At 69.6% G+C, this 17,054-nt stretch carries 14 protein-coding genes; 6 read left to right on the top strand and 8 right to left on the bottom strand.

The features are described from left to right. The first annotated feature begins 84 nt into the window (after window positions 1-84). From A6B37_RS12515 to A6B37_RS12500, 4 genes are all read left to right on the top strand, one after another. A complete protein-coding gene (locus tag A6B37_RS12515) occupies window positions 85-972 on the top strand; it encodes an AraC family transcriptional regulator (RefSeq protein ID WP_111825913.1) in 888 nt (295 codons plus the stop codon). An 86-nt stretch (window positions 973-1,058) separates the two neighbouring features. Further along, entirely contained in the window at window positions 1,059-1,886 is an 828-nt protein-coding gene (locus A6B37_RS12510; protein WP_111826334.1) for a YggS family pyridoxal phosphate-dependent enzyme, read from the top strand. Between the two features lie 24 nt (window positions 1,887-1,910). Next, window positions 1,911-2,606, top strand: a complete 696-nt coding sequence (locus A6B37_RS12505; protein ID WP_111825912.1) for a glutamine amidotransferase — start codon at window positions 1,911-1,913, stop codon at window positions 2,604-2,606. Window positions 2,607-2,672: 66 nt separating this feature from the next. Then, the gene (locus A6B37_RS12500) at window positions 2,673-4,199 is read left to right on the top strand and encodes a PLP-dependent aminotransferase family protein (protein ID WP_111825911.1); all 1,527 of its coding nucleotides are present in this window, start codon (window positions 2,673-2,675) and stop codon (window positions 4,197-4,199) included. Here the strand turns inward: A6B37_RS12500 and A6B37_RS12495 are convergent. The 7 genes from A6B37_RS12495 to A6B37_RS12465 form a co-directional block, all read right to left on the bottom strand. Next, window positions 4,193-5,491 (bottom strand): serine hydroxymethyltransferase, encoded by a 1,299-nt coding sequence (locus A6B37_RS12495; RefSeq protein WP_168202187.1) that lies wholly within the window; start codon window positions 5,489-5,491, stop codon window positions 4,193-4,195. The two genes, A6B37_RS12500 and A6B37_RS12495, sit on opposite strands and share 7 nt — an antisense overlap. Before the next feature lie 22 nt (window positions 5,492-5,513). Next, a complete protein-coding gene (locus A6B37_RS12490; RefSeq protein WP_102774126.1) occupies window positions 5,514-6,722 on the bottom strand; it encodes a benzoate/H(+) symporter BenE family transporter in 1,209 nt (402 codons plus the stop codon). 128 nt (window positions 6,723-6,850) lie between these two features. Beyond that, window positions 6,851-7,732 carry a patatin-like phospholipase family protein gene (locus A6B37_RS12485; RefSeq protein WP_111825910.1) on the bottom strand — a complete coding sequence of 294 codons (882 nt, stop codon included), beginning with the start codon at window positions 7,730-7,732 and terminating at the stop codon, window positions 6,851-6,853. Further along, complete coding sequence (locus A6B37_RS12480; RefSeq protein WP_111825909.1) at window positions 7,733-9,715, bottom strand: NAD(P)/FAD-dependent oxidoreductase; 1,983 nt, start codon at window positions 9,713-9,715, stop codon at window positions 7,733-7,735. A 140-nt stretch (window positions 9,716-9,855) separates the two neighbouring features. Next, window positions 9,856-10,821, bottom strand: coding sequence for a tripartite tricarboxylate transporter substrate binding protein (locus A6B37_RS12475; RefSeq protein WP_102774123.1), 966 nt, complete (start codon window positions 10,819-10,821; stop codon window positions 9,856-9,858). Window positions 10,822-10,853: 32 nt separating this feature from the next. Next, a complete protein-coding gene (locus A6B37_RS12470) occupies window positions 10,854-11,846 on the bottom strand; it encodes a 2-dehydropantoate 2-reductase (RefSeq protein WP_111825908.1) in 993 nt (330 codons plus the stop codon). A gap of 46 nt (window positions 11,847-11,892) precedes the next feature. After that, window positions 11,893-12,651 (bottom strand): class II aldolase/adducin family protein, encoded by a 759-nt coding sequence (locus A6B37_RS12465; RefSeq protein WP_246842460.1) that lies wholly within the window; start codon window positions 12,649-12,651, stop codon window positions 11,893-11,895. Window positions 12,652-12,955: 304 nt separating this feature from the next. Between A6B37_RS12465 and A6B37_RS12460 the strand changes: the two genes are divergently transcribed. Continuing rightward, window positions 12,956-14,467, top strand: a complete 1,512-nt coding sequence (locus A6B37_RS12460) for an AMP-binding protein (RefSeq protein WP_168202186.1) — start codon at window positions 12,956-12,958, stop codon at window positions 14,465-14,467. On the opposite strand, the gene A6B37_RS12455 is transcribed toward A6B37_RS12460, so the two are convergent. Further along, window positions 14,442-15,392 (bottom strand): LysR family transcriptional regulator, encoded by a 951-nt coding sequence (locus A6B37_RS12455; RefSeq protein ID WP_111825905.1) that lies wholly within the window; start codon window positions 15,390-15,392, stop codon window positions 14,442-14,444. The two genes, A6B37_RS12460 and A6B37_RS12455, sit on opposite strands and share 26 nt — an antisense overlap. 140 nt (window positions 15,393-15,532) lie before the next feature. Here A6B37_RS12455 and A6B37_RS12450 point away from each other — a divergent pair, with 140 nt between their 5' ends. Further along, a complete protein-coding gene (locus A6B37_RS12450) occupies window positions 15,533-17,053 on the top strand; it encodes an argininosuccinate lyase (RefSeq protein WP_102774118.1) in 1,521 nt (506 codons plus the stop codon). The last annotated feature ends 1 nt before the right edge of the window (window position 17,054 follow it).

The raw sequence follows: 17,054 nt of genomic DNA, 5'->3' as shown, positions 1-17,054 counted from the left end.
ATGGGGCGGACAGGCAAATCGTACGTAGAATTTCTGGACGTATGGTGCTGTAATGTCCATAAAAAATGTCCGAACGTCCAAACTATGCGTAATCCCGCCATTTCCCAGGTAGACCGGCTCTCGGCCCTGCTGGACCGTTTCCGCGTGCGCGCCACGCTGTTCCACACCGGCGCGCTGTGCGGCGCCCAGACGTTCGAGGCGGTGCCGGGCCGCGGATTCCTGCACGTCCTGCGCCGCGGCGAGATGGAGCTGCGGCACCGGCCCGGCGGCGGCCTCGCGCCGCGGCTGCGGCTGGACGAACCCACGCTGCTGTTCTATCCGCGCGCGCTGCGCCACGAATTCGTGAATCCGCCGGTGGACGGGTCGGACTTCACCTGCGCCGCGCTCGATTTCGACGGCGGCGAACGCCATCCGCTGGTGCAGTCGCTGCCGCCGCTGATCCGGGTGCCGCTGGACGAGGTCGAGGGCCTGCGTCCGGCGCTGGACCTGTTGTTCGCCGAAGCCGACCACGTCCGCTGCGGTTCGCGGCTGCTGGCCGACCGCCTGTTCGAGGTGGTGCTGATCCAGCTGCTCAGGTGGATACTGGACCATCCGGCCCGGGCCGGCGTGAACAGCGGGCTGATGATGGGCCTGGCCGATCCGCGCCTGGCCCGGGCGCTGGTGGCGGTGCATCGTTCTCCCTGCGACGAATGGCCGCTGGCGAAGATGGCGGAGATCGCCGGCATGTCGCGCAGCGCCTTCGCGGCGGCCTTCAAGGCGGCCACCGGCGCCACGCCGGCCGCCTATCTGGCCGACTGGCGCCTGAGCCTCGCGGCTTCGATGATGCGAGGCGGCAGGCCGGTGAAGCAGGTCGCGGCCGAGCTGGGCTACGCCAGCGCCTCGTCGCTGTCCAAGGCGTTCCGGCAGCGCATGGGCGCGTCCCCGCGCGAGTGGCTGGCGGCCCCTGCGCGGGGCGTGCGCCGAAGCAGTTAGGCCATGCTAGTATTTGACCTATGACATATTTTCTGGCGCGCGCAGTTCCGCGCGCGCCGCGCGCCACATCCCTGCACGAGGCAGTCATGAACCAGGATACCCAGGATCTGGGCAGCGATACCCAGACGCAGCACGACCAGCACGGCCGCTGGCCGCAAGCCGAAACGGTCGAGGATTTCCGCCGCAACCTGGCGGCGGTGCATGCGCGCATCGACGCCGCATGCGAACGCGCCGGGCGCGATCCCGCCGGCGTGCGCCTGCTGCCCGTAAGCAAGACCGTGGACGAGGCCCGCATCCGGCTGGCCTATGCCGCGGGTTGTCGATGTCTCGGCGAAAACAAGCTGCAGGAAGTCTCGCGCAAGTGGGAAGCCATGGCCGATCTGACCGACCTGAAATGGTCTGTCATCGGCCATTTGCAAACCAACAAGGCCAAGCTGGTGGCGCGCTACGCCGCGGAATTCCAGGCGCTCGACAGCCTCAGGGTGGCCGAGGCGCTGGACCGTCGGCTGCAGGGCGAAGGCCGCTCGCTGGACGTGTTTGTCCAGGTCAACACCTCGGGCGAAGCCAGCAAATACGGCCTGCAGCCCGACGAGACGGCGGCCTTTCTGCGCCAGATGCCGTCGTTTCCGTCGCTGCGCGTGCGCGGGCTGATGACGCTGGCGCTGTTCTCGGCCGAGGCGGCGCGGGTGCGGCAATGCTTCGTGCTGCTTCGCACGCTGCGCGACCGGCTGCGCCAGGAATGCCCGCAGGGCGTGGGCCTGGACGAGCTGTCCATGGGCATGTCGGGCGACTACGAAATCGCCATCGAGGAAGGAGCCACCGTGGTCCGCGTCGGGCAAGCCATCTTCGGCGCCCGCAACACGCCCGATTCCTACTACTGGCCGGCCGAATCCGGCCCGGACGCCGCGGCCTGAGCGCCGTCTTTTCGGAGAGCCGCCATGAACCGCAACGCGCTGGTCGTCCGCCACGTTCCGTTCGAAGACCTGGGCATCCTCGCCCCGCTCCTGCAAGACCGCGGCTATGCGGTGCAATACCTGGAGGCGGGCGTGGACGCGATAGACCCCGACGCGCTGGCCGCGGCCGACCTGGCCGTGATCCTGGGCGGTCCCATCGGCGTCTACGAGACCGGCCGCTATCCCTTCCTGCAGGACGAATTGCGCGCCATCGGCCAGCGCCTGCGGCAGGACAGGCCGACCCTGGGCATCTGCCTGGGCGCGCAGCTCATGGCGGCAGCGCTGGGCGCCGAGGTCGCGCCCACCGGCCGCGCGGAAATCGGCTATGCGCCGCTGACGCTCACCGCCGACGGCCTGGATACGCCGCTGCGCGAGATCCAGTCCGTGCCGGTGCTGCACTGGCACGGCGACCAGTTCGCCATTCCGTCCGGCGCCCGCCGGCTCGCCGAGACGCCGGGGTTTCCCAATCAGGCTTTCGCGCTCGGGCCGCACATACTCGGCCTGCAATTCCATCTCGAAGCCGACGCCGGCCGCATCGAGCAATGGCTGATCGGCCATGCCTGCGAACTGAGCATGCGCGGCGTCGATCCGGCGGCCATCCGGGCCGACGCCGCCACGCACGGCGCGGCGCTGGCGCATTGCGCCGGCCTGGCGTTCGGCTTGTGGCTGGACGGATTCTGAAGCGCCCGCCTTGCGGGCGCCAAGGATAGAATGGCCGGCCCGGTTCCATAGCCCCGAGCAGACCGCATGGCCAAGACGTTCGAACTCGACACGCTGAAAATACGCCTGAACGACGCGGACCTGCTGCGCCTGGACCTGAACCAGCGCATCCAGCGCGCGCTGCGCGCGCTGATCCTGGACACCGCGCTGGCGCCGGGCGTGAAGCTGCCGGCGACCCGCGTGCTGGCCAGGTCGCTGGGCGTGTCCCGCGACACCGTCGAAAACGCCTACGTGCAATTGCACCGCGACGGCTACATCGTGCGGCGCGAGGGATCGGGCAGCTATGTGTCGGACTCGGTGGCGATCCCGCTGCGCGGGGCGGCGCCCCGGCGCGCCAGGCCGGACGCCGCGGGCCGAGCGGCCGAGCCCGGCGCGGGCTTGAGCCGGCGCGGCCGCGCGATACTGGACAGCGGCGGCGTGGCCGACCAGCAATCGATCAAGGCCTTCGCCACCGGCCTGCCCGAAACCCGCAATTTCCCGCTCGAAATCTGGGAGCGCCTGCAGCGGCAGGCGTCCAGGGATTACCGCGCCAGCATGCTGCTGCATGGCGACCCGCAGGGCGCCGAGCCGCTGCGCAAGGCCATCGCCGCCTACCTGAACCTGGAGCGCGGGGCCAAGGTCTCCGCCGGGCAGATCCTGGTGCTCAGCAGCACGCGGCAGGCCCTGTACCTGTGCGCGCAGCTGCTGGCCGACGCCGGCAAGCCCATCCTGATGGAGAACCCCGGCTACTTTGGGGCCAGAAAGGCGTTCGAGGCGGCGCAGGCCTGGATCGCGCCCATAGCCGTGGACGCGCACGGCATCCGCACGGACCTCCTGCGCGCCGACCGCAGCGGCGCGAACTGCGTATACGTGACCCCGTCGCACCAGTACCCCACGGGCGCCACGCTGTCGTTGGCGCGCAGGCTGGAACTGATCGACTGGGCGGCGGCCGGCGGCAAGTGGATCATCGAGGACGACTACGACAGCGAATTCCACTACGACGGCCCGCCGACCGCCTGCGTGCAGGGCCTGGACCGCCATCAGCGCACGCTCTATCTGGGCACCTTCGCCAAGACGCTGTATCCCGGGCTGAGGCTGGGATACATGGCGCTGCCGCCGGAACTGGTGGACGCCTTCACCCACGCGCGCAGCATCATGGACGGCCATACGCCGCAGATCCTGCAGCTGACGCTGGCGCGCTTCATGGAAGACGGGCACTACAACTCGCACGTGCGCGCGATGCGCAAGCTCTATGCCGGACGCCGCCAGGCCTTGCTCGACGCCATCGGCCGGCACCTGGACGGCATCGCCACGCCCGCGCGTCCGGCGGGCGGGCTGCAGCTGCCCTGTCTGCTCGCGCGCGGCTGGTCCGAAGAGGAAACCATCCGCCAGGCCGCCGCCGTCGGCCTGCGGCTGCCCGGGTTGAGCCGGCTGTACGCCGGACCCGAACGCAGGCAGGGCTGGCTGCTGGGCTACGCCTCGCTGACCACCTACGAGATCGAGGCCGCGATGCTGCGCCTGGCCAACGCGCTGGGCAGCCGGCCCCGGCGCGCGCGCCAGCCGCGGCCTCAATAGGGCAGCGGATAGCGCTCGACCAGCGCGGCCACGCCTTCGCGGATCGCGTCTTCGCCGCGGCGGTCCACGGCGCCGGCGCGCAGCGCGCCCAACAGGGCCAGCATCATGTCGCCGATCTCCTGGAACGCGTCCGGCCCCATGCCGCGCGAGGTGCAGGCCGCGCTGCCCACGCGTATGCCGGAGGTCACGGCCGGCCGCGCCGTATCGTGCGGCACGGCGTTCTTGTTCAGCGTGATGCCGACCCGCTCCAGCGCCTGTTCCGCGACGTTGCCCGCCAGCCCCCACGGACGCAGGTCCACCACGCCGAGGTGGCAGTCGGTGCCGCCGGACACGATGGAAAGGCCGCCCTGCGACAGCCGCGCGCACAGCGCCTGCGCGTTCTCGACCACGGCGCGCACGTAGGCGCGAAACGACGGTTGCAGCGCCTCGCCCAACGCCACCGCCTTGGCCGCCACGACGTGCATGAGCGGGCCGCCCTGCAGGCCGGGGAAGACGGCCGAGTCGATCTTTCTGGCGATCTCGTCGTCGTTGCTCAGGATCATGCCGCCGCGCGGGCCGCGCAGCGTCTTGTGCGTGGTGGTCGTGGTGACGTGCGCATGGGGCACGGGCGTGGGGTAGACGCCGCCGGCGACCAGGCCGGCGAAATGCGCCATGTCGGCCATGAAGAACGCGCCCACTTCGTCGGCGATGGCGCGGAACCGGGCGAAGTCATAGGTGCGCGCGTAGGCCGACCCGCCGGCGACGATCAGCCGCGGCCGTTCGCGGCGCGCGATGCGCGCGACCTCGTCCATGTCCACCCGCTGGCTGTGCGGGTCCACGCCATAGCTCACGGCCTGGAACCAGCGTCCGGAAAGATTGACCTGGGCGCCGTGCGTCAGGTGTCCACCGGCCTTGAGGTCCAGGCCCAGAATCTTGTCGCCGGGCGCGAGCAGCGCCAGATAGACCGCCTGATTGGCCTGGCTGCCGGAATGTGGCTGAACGTTGGCGTGGCGGGCGCCGAATAGGCGCTGCGCCCGCTCGATCGCCAGGCGTTCGGCCACGTCCACGTTGACGCAGCCGCCGTAGTAGCGGCGGCCCGGATAGCCCTCGGCGTATTTGTTGGTCAGCACCGAGCCCTGGATCTCCAGCACCGCGCGGCTGACGAAGTTCTCGGAGGCGATCAGCTCGATGGAGCGCCGCTGGCGCAGCCGTTCGGCGTCGACGGCGCGCCACAGTTCGGGATCGGCCTGTTGCAGGGGCAGGGCGCTGACGCCGGCCGGCGCCATCCCTTCGGAAATGGAAAGATCGGTCATGTCGGTTCGCGTGTCGATGGTTTCAGGGTTTGGCGGGGCTGCCGGCCAGCCGGGGCTGGCCGCCGTGGATCAGCAGGTGGGCGGTCAGGCCGGCCACCAGGCCCCAGAACGCGCCGCCCACGCCCAGCAGCGTGACGTTGGCGGCGGTGGCCAGAAAGGTGATGAGCGCGGTTTCGCGGGTGCGGGCGTCGGCCATGGCGTTGGCCAGGCTGCCGCCGATCGCGCCCAGCAGCGCCAGGCCGGCCAGCGTCGTGATGAAGGCCTTGGGCAGCACCATGAACAGCGTGGCCAGGGTGACGCCGAAAGTGCCGACCAGGATGTAGAACAGCCCGCAGGCCAGGCCGGCCACGTAGCGCTTGGCCGGATCGGGATGCGCGTCGCGGCCGGTGCAGATCGCGGCGGTAATGGCCGCCACGTTGAAGGCGTGCGCGCCGAACGGCGCCATCAGCAGCGAGCCCAGGCCGGTCACCGTCACGATGGGATTGGCGCTGGTCTGGTAGCCGTCGTGGCGCAGCACCAGCATGCCCGGCATGTATTGCCCGGTCAGCGTGATGATGAACAAGGGCAGCGCCACGCCGAGCAGGGCCTGCAGCGAAAACCGCGGCATTTCGAAGACCGGCGCGGCCAGGCTGAGATGGATCGCCGAAAAATCGATGCGGCCCTGGGCGATCAGCAGGCCCACGCCGATCAGCAGTATGCCCACCACCGCGAAGCGCGAGGTGAAGCGCTTGAGCAGCGCATAGGAAATCACCAGCACGATCACCAGCAGCGGGTCGGCGCTGGCGCCGCCGAAGGCGTTGACGCCGAACTGCAGCAGTATGCCGGCCAGCAGCCCGGCGGCGATGCCGCCCGGAATCATGCGGACCAGCCGGTCGAACGCGCCGGACAGGCCCAGCGCGATGAAGCCCAGCGCCGAGATCACATACGCGCCGATGACTTCGCCGTAGGGCGTGAACGGCATCACGGTGGCCAGGAACGCCACGCCGGGCGTGGACCACGCGGTGATGATGGGCGCCTTGTAGCGCCAGCTCAGGAGCGCGCCGGTGACGCCCACGCCGACCGACACCGCCCACACCCAGGACGCGGTCTGGGCCGGCGTGAGCCGGGCCAGTTCGGCGGCCTGGAACACCAGCACGAAAGTGCCGCCGTAGTTGACCAGCACCGAGATCAGCGCCGCGACGGTGGGGGAAAAGAGATCGGCGGCTCGAAGGCGCGCCGGCGATGCGTTCATGTAGCACTCCGCGTTCGTCTGGAAACCCGGCTGGACGGCCAGCCGGGCGCGAACCCGAAGTCTAGGATTGGTGTGGCAGGTCTGTTCATGCCACATTCGCAGGGATGGGCAGACCGCTTTTGCGCCGCTCAGCCGTCTGAGGGCGGATTCCAGACGGCCCGCACGGCGCGGGCCAGGACCGCGGCCTGGCGCACGCCGGCCGCGGCGGCGTCGACGATGCGGGCGGGATCGAGCACGTTGTCGCCGATGGCCTGCGCGCTCGCCTCGTCGGGCAGCAGCGCCAGCGCCGCGCTGCCGCCGGCCTGCAGCTCGCGCAGTTCGCGGCGCAGATGGCCGCTGACCGGATTGCCGTCGCGGTATCCCAGCGGCGCCAGCACCGCCACTTGCCGGAACCCCGCCGCCATGTCGGCGTTGGTCATGGAACGGATGCCCCCGTCTATGTAGGCCGACTCGCCGATGGCCACGGCGGGCCAGGCTCCCGGCACCGCGCAGCTGGCGGCGACGGCGTCGATGAAGTCCACGCCATCGCCGGCGCCGAAGCCGCGCGCCTCGCCGGTGTGCGCGTCGACGGCCACCACGCGCAGGGGCTTGGCGGGCCAGCCGGCGCTGCCCAGGCGCGCGGCGATGATGGCGCGCCGCACGGCCGGCGCCGGCGTGGCGCTGCGCAGCGCGTAGGCGCCGATGCGCTGGCGCGCCCGGCGCAGGTCGCCGCCGACTTTCTCGTACAGCGCGCGGTTCTTTTCATCGGCCGCTTCCTGCGAATAGGGCCGCGCGCGTTCGGCGGCGGCCGCGTCGCCGTTCAGTTGCGCCGCCAGCAACTGCGTCAGCGGCACGCCGCGCGCCAGCTGGGCGCCGACGACGGAGCCCGCGGAGCAGCCGATGAACAGGTCGGCCGCGGCCAGGTCCACGCCCTGGCGCTCCAGCCCCGCCAGCAAGCCGATTTCCCATGCCAGCCCGGTCACGCCGCCGCAGCCCAGGACCAGGCATCGTCCATGTGCGGGCCGCGCCATTCAGGCCGCCTCCTCGCGGGCGCGCCGGGGCTGCGCCGACGCGCTGCGGTAGTGGTAGTCGCCCATGTCGGTCTTGCGCAGCATGTGCCAGTAGTCGTCGTTGCGAAACGGCGTGGGCGCCACCACCTTGCCGTGCGCGTTCCTGTACCAGTTGCTCATGCCCTTGTGGGTCCAGATCATGCGGTCATGGGCGGCCTGCACGCGCGCGTTGTAGGCGTCGTGGCGGTCCTTGCGGACCTCCAGCTCGAAGCGGCCGCCGGCGCGCGCCATGCCCTGCTGCAGCAGGCCCATGACGTAGCGGACCTGGGTTTCCAGCAGCGCGACCACGCTGCCGCCGTGGCCCAGCGCCGTGTTCGGTCCGGCCAGGATGAAGAGGTTGGGAAAGCCCGGCGCGGCCACGCCCATGAAGGCCTCCGCGCCTTTTTCGTCCCAGGCCTCGCGGATGGAGCGGCCGCCGCGGCCGTACAGCTTGAACGAGGACAGCAGGTTGATCGCGTCGAAGCCCGTGGCCACCACCAGCACGTCCAGCTCATGGGCCGTGCCGTCGTCGCTGACCACCGCCCTGGGCGTGATGCGCTCGATGCCGCCCGTGACCAGCCTGACGTGATCGCGCGCCACGGTGCGGAACCAGCCGTTGTCCATCAGCATGCGCTTGCCGAACGGCGGGTAGTCGGGCAGCACGTCGGGCAGCAGGTCCTGGCGCGCGCCGAGTTCGGCCTTGATGTAGTCGGTGAAATGCTCGCGGTGCCGGTCGTTGATCTTGTTGATGGAGCGCTCTGGATGCGGCCAGTCCGGGTCGATCTGCAAGGTGGCGTGGACCCTGTCGTTGAAGATCCAGGCCAGCCGCTGCCGATACCACTCCTGGTAGTAAGGCACTTCGCGCAACAGGAAGCGCACGTCCTGCGGCACCGGTTTTTGGAACTTCTCGAAGGGCGCGGCCCATTGCTTGGAACGTTGGAAAATGGTCAGCGATTCGACCTGGTCGGCGATGGCGGGAACGACCTGCATCGAACTTGCGCCATTGCCGATGATGCCCACCTTCTTGCCGCGCAGATCGATGTCCGCCGGCCAGTGCGCGGTATGAAAGCAAGGGCCGGCGAAGCTGTCCAGCCCGGCGATGGCGGGCAGCTTGGGCACGTTCAGCAGTCCCACCGCGCTGATCAGGATGTCGGCCACATAGTCCTGCTCGCGGCCGTCCCCGTCCACGGTGCGCACGCGCCAGCGCATGTCGGTCTCGTCGTAGCGGGCGGACGCCACCTTGGTGTTGAAGCGGATGTTCCGGCGCACGCCGTACTGGTCGGCCACGCCTTCGAAGTAGCCCTGGATCTCGCCTTGCAGCGCGAAGTAGCGCGACCAGTCGTGCTTGGCGAAGGAGTACGAATAGATGTGGTTGGGCGTGTCGACGCCCGCGCCCGGATAGCGGTTCTCGTACCAGGTGCCGCCGACCTCGGCGTTCTTCTCGATCACGACATAGGGAATGCCGGCGCCTTGCAGGCGGATCGCGGCGCACAGCCCGGCCACGCCGGCGCCGATGACCAGCACCCGATAGCCCTCGGGGACCGGGAACGCGTCGCGCTGTTCGAGCGCGAAGTCGGGGTCCAGGCCCAGCCAGGCGGCGATCATCGGGCCGTACGAATCGGGGATCTCTTCGCCCACGCTGGTGCGCAGCATGGCCACCAGCTGCGCGTGCGTGGGGGCGGGCAGCCCGGGCGCCAGGCCTTGCCGGGCGCGCACGATGGCCGCATGGGCCGCCGCGCGTATCTCGTCCTGCACCGCGTCGGGCAGGCCGCCGGGATCGTTGTCCTCCAGCCCCTTGATGCGCGAACACTGGAAGCGTTCGGACAGCCAGCCGGTGTCGCCGGTCAGGTGCACCAGCACCATCAGCAGGGTGGGGATGTTGGCGCTGGCCAGCGCGCGCTTCAGCCGGGCCTCCCATGCGTCTGCGCTGGGCGGGATATCGGAGGCCGGGGTGTCGCGTTGCATATCGCGTTGCATAGGGGTCCTTCGGAGTAGACGGAAAAGCCGGGGCCGCGCGGCGGCGCATCGTTGCGGGCCACGGATCGTCGGCATGGTTGGGGGGAAGCGGGCGGCGCGGTGTGTCCGCGTCCGGCCGCGAGGGAGCGCTATTCGGCGCTGGCGCCGGACTTCCTGATCAGCTCGGCCCATTTGGCGCTGTCGCTGACGATGAAGGCGCCGAACGCATCGGGCCGGGTGAACTGTCCGTCCAGGCCCATCTTCCTGAACTGTTGCTGGATGTCGGGCGCCGCCTTCATTTTCTGCAGCGAGGCCTGCAGGCGCTCGACCACCGCGGGCGGCGTGCCGGCGGGCGCCACGATGCCCAGCCAGGGCATGGCGTCGTAGCCGGGCAGCCCGGACTCTTCCACCGTGGGCAGTTCGGGCAGCACGGCGGAGCGGGTCTTGGTGGTGACGGCCAGCGGGCGCACCTTGCCGCTGTCGAGGAAGGGCTGGGCGGCCGCGATGTCCACGAACAGCATGTCGACTTCGCCGCCGGCCACCGAGGTCAGCGCGGGCACGCTGCCCTTGTACGGGATGTGCGTCATCTTCAACCCGGTGAGCGCAGCGAAGAGCTCGCCCTCCAGATGGTTGGAGGTGCCGTTGCCCGAGGACGCGAACGTCGCGGCGCGGCCGTCCTTCTTGAGCGTGGCGATGAGGTCCTTCACGCTGCTCGCCTGGACCTGCTTGCCGGTCACCAGGATGTGCGGCACGCTGGCAATCAGCGACACGGGCTGGAAGTCCTTGACCGGGTCGTAGTTCGCGGTGTTCTTGTACAGGCTGGGCGCGATCCCCAGCGACGAGGCCGCCATCAGCAGGGTGTAGCCGTCGGCGGGCGCCTTGGCCACGTAGGCCGATGCGATCATGGTGCCGGCGCCGGGCTTGTTGACCACCACCACGGGCTGGCCCAGGTCGTCCTGCAGCTTGGCGGCGATCTGGCGGGTCATGACGTCCGTCACGCCGCCGGGCGTGAACGGCACCACGATGTTGACCGGCCTGGCCGGATAGTCCTGCGCCTGGGCGGCCGCGCCCGCGCACAGCAGGGCGGCGGCGAGGCAGTGCGATAGCCATTTCATGTCTTGTCTCCTGTTGTTGTCCCGGTTGGGTATCAGAGCGAACCGGCGCTGCGGTTCCGATGCCGGATCAGGCCCCACACCATGTTGGCGCAGGGCATGTCCAGGTCTAGTTTTTCGGCGATCTCGACCATGGCGCCGATAAGCGCGTCGGTCTCCAGCGGCTTGCCCTTGAGCGCGTCCTGCAGCATCGAGGTCTGCGCCGCGCCCGAGCCGGCGGCCGCCTGCATGCGCTGCTCCACGGTCACGTCGAGCGCGAGGCCCAGCGCCTTGCCCAGCGACAGGTACTCATGCAGCAGGGCGCGGGCCAGCCTGCTCAGGTAAGGGTCCGACACCAGCGCGTCCATGCGCGCGTGGGCCAGCACGCTCAGCGGGTTGAAGGTGGCGTTGCCTGCCGCCTTGATCCAGACGGCCTCGTGGATGCGCGGGCTGGCCTCGCATTGCACGCCGGCCTGCGTCAGCAGGCGCGCCAGCCGCAGCGCGCGCGGCGACAGCGCGCCGTCCGGCTCGCCGATGGCGAGGTTGTTGCGCGCGTCCTGCGACGCGACGCCGGGCTGTGCGCTGTGCGCGGCGATATAGACCACGGCGCCCAGCACCCGCTCCAGCGGCACCGCGCGCGCCAGCACGCCCTGGGGGTCGACCGAGACCAGCGGCGCGGGGCCCAGCGGCGAGTCCAGCGTGGGCAGATACCACCACGGGATGCCGTTGACCGCGGGCACGATGGCGCCGCCGGCGGCCAGCATGGGCATGAGGCCGGGAGCGATCGCGGGCAGGGCCTGCTGCTTGACGGTCAGGAACAGATAGTCGACCTCGCGTATCTGCGCGGGATCGTCCGTGGCGTGCACGGGATGGCGGTGAACGGCGCCGTCCACGGCCAGGCCCGCGCCGTGCCGGCGCAGGGCGTCCAGGGTCTCGCCCCGCGCCACCACGGACACGTGGCATCCCGCCTGGGCCAGGCGCGCGGCCAGCAGACAGCCGATCGCACCCGCACCGTATACCGCGATGCGGCACTGATGAGAATTTTCCATTGCTACGCTGCGAAAGTGGGCCGCCCGGGAGGCGGCGCGGTTGCCGCTACTGTTTGTAGGCGGGCCGGATGCCTTCCAGCATCCGGAGCAGGGGAGGCCAGTGCTTGTGGCGCGAAGGGCGGTCGAGCTTGTCGAACTGGCGCCCGACTTTTTCCGCGACGGCTTCGGGCGGAACCACCAGGGGCAGGCCGCCGGCCAGCGCCGCAACCTGCGCCTGGCAGGCGCGCTCCAGGTAGAACATGGCGTCGAAGGCGTCGGGCACGCTGGCGCCGCAGGCCAGCAGGCCGTGGTTGCGCAGAATCATCGCGTTGTGCGGCCCCAGGTCCGCCACCAGGCGCTGCTGCTCGTCCATGTCCAGCGCCACGCCTTCGTAGTCGTGATAGGCCAGGCGCTTGTGAAAGCGCATCGCGTGTTGCGAGATCATCAGCAGGCCCGTCTGCTGCGCCGAGACCGCGATGCCGGCGGCCGTGTGGGTGTGCATCACGCAGGCGGCGTCGTGCCGCGCGCGGTGGATGGCGCTGTGGATGACGAAACCGGCCGGGTTGATGCCCAGCCCGGTCCGGTCCAGCAGGATCTCGCCGTCGATGTTCACCTTGACCAGGTTCGACGCGGTGATTTCGTCGAAGGTCAGGCCGTAGGCGTTGATCAGGAAATGCGGCTCGTCGCCCGGAACCCGTGCCGATATGTGGGTATAGATGTGGTCGGTCATGCGCATGGCCACCGCCAGGTTGTAGGCCGCGGCCAGGTCGACGCGCACCGCCCATTCCTCGGCCGATACCTGATCCTTGATCGATGCTGCTGTCACGACTGCCCCTCCGGTTTCCATGGTTGCTGCCTGGACGGCGCATTGGCGGCGCCTTTGATGCGCAGTATAGGTTTTCCGGCCTGCCGCGACTAAGCAAACGTTTTGATGGAAACGCATAAATCGCATCAATGCGTCGGCGGCAAAGCAATGCATGAAAAACCTTGATCGAAACGCATAAAAACGTTTAGCTGGTGCGCGCATGGGCCGGTTCCTATACTGGTTTTCTTCCCACGCGGCGCGGGTGCGCCATTGAAAATCAGAACATGCCGGAGGCTGGATGGACGCTGTAGGAAATCGCACGATCATGGATTTGCTCGATGAACAGGCGCAGTGCCACGGGCATCGGATAGCGGTCGTGCATGAGTACCAGAATGGCGACGTCAGCCAGCTCAGCTACATCCAATTGCGCGAGGCCGCCATGCGTTTCGCGGCGGGGCTGCAGGCACGCGGCGTCAGGCCTGGCGACCGCGTGTTCGTGTTCATGGGCAATACGGCGGAGTACGTGCCGCTGTGGATGGGGTTGATGCTGGCCGGCGCGGTCATCGTGGCCGGCAACATCTACCTGACGGCTCCCGAGGTGGCCTATCAGCTGGAGCATTGCCAGCCCGCGCTGGCGGTGGTGGAGCCGGCGCACGAAGCGCTGGTGCGCGAGGTCTGCGCGGCGATGGCGCAGGCGCCGTCCATCGCCTGCGTGCCGCGCGGCAGCCTGAAACCCGAGGGCCTGTCGTGCGAGCTGGCCGCGCCGTCGGAGTCGTTCCGCGCGCCGCCGCAGGGCAGCGACGACCTGGCGCAGATCCTCTATACCTCAGGCACGTCGGCGCGGCCGAAGGGGGTGATGCTGACGCAGGCCAACCTGCTGTGGTGCGGCCAGGCGGGCGCGGCCAACAGCGGGCTGTCGCGCGCCGACCGCGTGTTCAACAACAAGCCGCTGTTCCATGCCAATTGCCAGGAAACGGTGCTGTCCTGCCTGACCGCGGGCGCCACCGCCGTGATCGGCGAACGCTACAGCGCATCGCGCTACCTGCGCCAGTTGATCGAGCACCGCATCACCATATGCAGCCTGTCAGGCATGCTGTGCCGCACCTTGCTGAACCAGGCGCCCTCGCCGTTCGATACCGCGCACCAGGTGCGCTATGCGGGCTACGCCATCAATATTTCGGAGGCCGAGATCGAGGCCTTCGTGGCGCGTTTTCGCATTCCGCTGCGCAACGGCTACGGGCAGTCCGAGTCCATGCTCTACATCACCTTGCAGTCGCACGCCGCGCCGTCCACCTACCCGTCCATCGGACGTCCGACGCCGGACCGCGAAGTGTTCCTGGTCGATGACGACAACCGGCCGGTCGCGCCGGGCCAGATCGGCGAGATCGTGGTGCGCGGCCATCCCGGGCGCACGCTGACGCTGGGCTATTTCCGCGACCCGGCCGCGACGCAGGCCGCGTTCGACGGCGGCTGGCTGCATACCGGCGACCTCGGCTACCAGGACGCGAAGGGCAATTTCTATTTCTTCGGCAGGAAGAAGGAAGTGATCAAGCGGGCCGGCGAGAACATCTCGGCGGCCGAGGTGGAAGAGGCCTTGATGGGCCACCCCGACGTGCGCGACGTGGCGGTGGTCGGCGTGCCCGACCCGGTGCGCGACCAGTCCGTCAAGGCGTTCATCGTGCTGCACGACGGCCGCGGCGAAGACGCCGCGGCGCTCAAGGCGCATTGCGCCGAGCGGCTGGCCTACTTCAAGGTGCCCGAGCACGTGGAATTCATGGCCGAGCTGCCGCGCAACGCGAGCGGCAAGGTGCTCAAGCGGGCGCTGTCGGGCGCGTGAGCGGCCGCCGCGCCGCCCGCCGCCTGCCGGTGGCGGCCTTGCCCAGCCGCGCCAGGGCCTGAACCACCTGCCGCACCACGGCCTGGCCCTGGTTGCGGTGCGTGGCGAGCGTGAATTCCAGCGTCAGCGGCTCCAGGTCCGGGTCCACCGGCACCAGCGTGCCGGCCTTGACCTGCTCGGTCACCATCATCTCCGGAAGCTGGGCGATGCCGCCGCCCGCTTCGACCACCTCGATCAGGCTGTTGAGCCGGTTGCAGCTGCAGACGTTGTCCAGGTTGGCGCCCATGGCGCGCAGTTCGTCCTGGGCGGGGCCGAAGAAGCCGGACGGACGGGACACGCACCACAGCGGTTCCGTGCGCAGCAGCGACTGCATCGAGCGGGGCTGGCCCTGGGCGTCGGTCAGCAGGCGCGAGGACACCATCCAGGACATGCGCGTGGTGCCCAGCGGCGTGCAGATGAACTGATCGTCGCGCAGCCGGTTGGCCACGATGGCGATATCGAGCGCGCCGGAGGCCAGGTGTTCCTGCAGCTTGACCGCCAGGTCCAGCTCGATTTCGTACGAGACGCGCGGCAGCGCGCGGCGCAGCTCGGGCACCACGCGCGAAAACCAGGTCATGGAGATCTCGCCCATGCCGATGCGCACCGTGCCGGCGGCGTTGGTAACCGCTTCCGCATCGGTGAAGGCGTCTTCCACGGCCAGCAGCAGCGGCTCGACGCGTTCGACGAAGCGGCGCGCCGGCACCGTCAGCTCCAGGCGGCGGCCGCGCTTCTCGAACAGGGCGAAGCCCAGCGACTGCTCCAGCTCGCGCATGCGCGCCGATACGGCGGGCTGCGAGGTGTACAGGCGCTCGGCGGCGGCGCGGAAGCTGCCCAGCTTCGCAATCATGCACAGGGTTTCGGCGTTGACCAGGTTTGGACGGGGCATAGGCGTCAGGCAGGGATTTTCGCTCGTATGTTAATGGCAAACCGGCGCGCCATCATCGCCCGCCGCTCGGTGAAATCCGGGATATGCCGCGGCCGGGCGCGCCGATACACTGGGTTTCCCCTTCCCTCGACGAGCACGCCATGAGACTTCCGCTATCCACCCTGGGCGCCGCCCTGTCGCTGTCGCTGGCCGCGCAGGCCGCGCCGGCCCAGCAGCCGCCGCGCGATCCGTTCTTCTGGCTGGGCGAGATCAACAAGGCCACGGCCGTCATCAATACGGACGAAGGCCTGCTGGACAAAAGCATGGCGCCGCGCCTGGCCGCGGGCGTGGCCCAGGTGATCCGCGATGGCAACCAGCCCGGGGCCAAGCGCCCGGCCAGCGTCATCACTTTCGAGCCGCTCCTGATCAAGGCCGCCGGCGAGGACGTGACGCTGCTGCACGCCGGCCGATCCAGCCAGGACATGCACGCCACCTACCGCAGCGCGATCCTGCGCGACAAGCTGCTGGAGCTGGCCGGCCAGCTCAACGTCACCGCCTCGTCGCTGGTGGACCTGGCCGCGCGCCAGGCCGGCACCGTGGTGCCGAACTACACCAACGGCGTGGCCGCCCAGCCCAACAGCTACGGGCACTACCTGCTGGGCCACGCGGCCGGGCTGGCGCGCGACGCGCAGCGCATCCGCGAAGCCTACGCGCGCATCGACCGCTCGCCGATGGGCACCACGGTGCTCAACGGCACCAGCTGGCCGCTGGACCGCGAACGCATGGCGCGCTATCTGGGCTTCACGGCCCTGGTCGACAACGCCTACGACGCCTCGCAGATTTCCTCCATGGACCAGCCGGTGGAAGTGGGCGCCATCGTCGCCAGCATCGCGCTGCGCACCGGCAACTTCGTCGAAGACGTGATGACGCAGTACGCCCAGCCGCGCCCCTGGATACTGCTGCAGGAGGGCGGCGGCAACACCTACGTGTCCAGCGCCATGCCGCAAAAGCGCAATCCCGGCCTGCTCAACGACACCCGCAGCGACGCCTCGACCGCCGTGACGCTGGCCCTGGGGCCGGTCATCCAGACCCACAACATCACCCCCGGCATGAGCGATCCCAAGGACGTGAAGCAGAATTCCGCGATGGTCGACGCCGGCATCTCGGCGCTCAAGCGCTGGGACCGGGTGCTCAAGGCCATGGTGATCAATCCCGAACGCGCGCTCGAAGAGCTGAACAGCGACTGGACCGCCTCGCAGGAACTGGCCGACGTGCTGATGCGCAAGTACAAGCTGCCGTTTCGCGACGGCCACCATTTCGCCTCCGAAGTGGTGAGCTACGCCAAGGCCAACAACATCAAGCCGCTGGATTTCCCGTACGAGCAGGCGCGCCGCATCTACGCCGACGCGATGAAGGACTCGAAGTACGGCACGGAGCTGCCGATGAGCGAGGCGGAGTTCCGTTCCACGCTGGACCCGGTGGCCATAGTGAAGAACCGCGCCACGCTGGGCGGGCCGCAGCCGGCCGAGATGGAGCGCATGCTCAGGCAGGCGCGCGATCAGCTCGCGTCGCAGGACGCCTGGATCAAGGCGCGCCGCGCGCATATCGACGACGCGCTGGCCGAGCTGGACAAACGCTTCGACGCGCTGGTGGCCAGCGCGTCGAAGGAGCAGGCCCGCTGAT

The sequence above is a fragment of the Achromobacter sp. HZ01 genome (assembly GCF_003267925.1).
Classification (GTDB): domain Bacteria; phylum Pseudomonadota; class Gammaproteobacteria; order Burkholderiales; family Burkholderiaceae_B; genus Achromobacter; species Achromobacter pulmonis_A.
This window is presented reverse-complemented; position numbering and strand designations above follow the sequence as displayed.

Excerpts from the sequence above, each read along its gene's own strand:
- A6B37_RS12480 (WP_111825909.1), bottom strand. The coding sequence starts at position 9,715 with ATGCAACGCGACACCCCGGCCTCCGATATCCCGCCCAGCGCAGACGCA.
- A6B37_RS12490 (WP_102774126.1), bottom strand. The coding sequence starts at position 6,722 with ATGAACGCATCGCCGGCGCGCCTTCGAGCCGCCGATCTCTTTTCCCCC.
- A6B37_RS12460 (WP_168202186.1), top strand. The coding sequence starts at position 12,956 with ATGGATTTGCTCGATGAACAGGCGCAGTGCCACGGGCATCGGATAGCG.
- A6B37_RS12470 (WP_111825908.1), bottom strand. The coding sequence starts at position 11,846 with ATGGAAAATTCTCATCAGTGCCGCATCGCGGTATACGGTGCGGGTGCG.
- A6B37_RS12495 (WP_168202187.1), bottom strand. The coding sequence starts at position 5,491 with ATGACCGATCTTTCCATTTCCGAAGGGATGGCGCCGGCCGGCGTCAGC.
- A6B37_RS12475 (WP_102774123.1), bottom strand. The coding sequence starts at position 10,821 with ATGAAATGGCTATCGCACTGCCTCGCCGCCGCCCTGCTGTGCGCGGGC.
- A6B37_RS12485 (WP_111825910.1), bottom strand. The coding sequence starts at position 7,732 with ATGGCGCGGCCCGCACATGGACGATGCCTGGTCCTGGGCTGCGGCGGC.
- A6B37_RS12450 (WP_102774118.1), top strand. The coding sequence starts at position 15,533 with ATGAGACTTCCGCTATCCACCCTGGGCGCCGCCCTGTCGCTGTCGCTG.
- A6B37_RS12500 (WP_111825911.1), top strand. The coding sequence starts at position 2,673 with ATGGCCAAGACGTTCGAACTCGACACGCTGAAAATACGCCTGAACGAC.
- A6B37_RS12505 (WP_111825912.1), top strand. The coding sequence starts at position 1,911 with ATGAACCGCAACGCGCTGGTCGTCCGCCACGTTCCGTTCGAAGACCTG.
- A6B37_RS12510 (WP_111826334.1), top strand. The coding sequence starts at position 1,059 with ATGAACCAGGATACCCAGGATCTGGGCAGCGATACCCAGACGCAGCAC.
- A6B37_RS12455 (WP_111825905.1), bottom strand. The coding sequence starts at position 15,392 with ATGCCCCGTCCAAACCTGGTCAACGCCGAAACCCTGTGCATGATTGCG.
- A6B37_RS12515 (WP_111825913.1), top strand. The coding sequence starts at position 85 with ATGCGTAATCCCGCCATTTCCCAGGTAGACCGGCTCTCGGCCCTGCTG.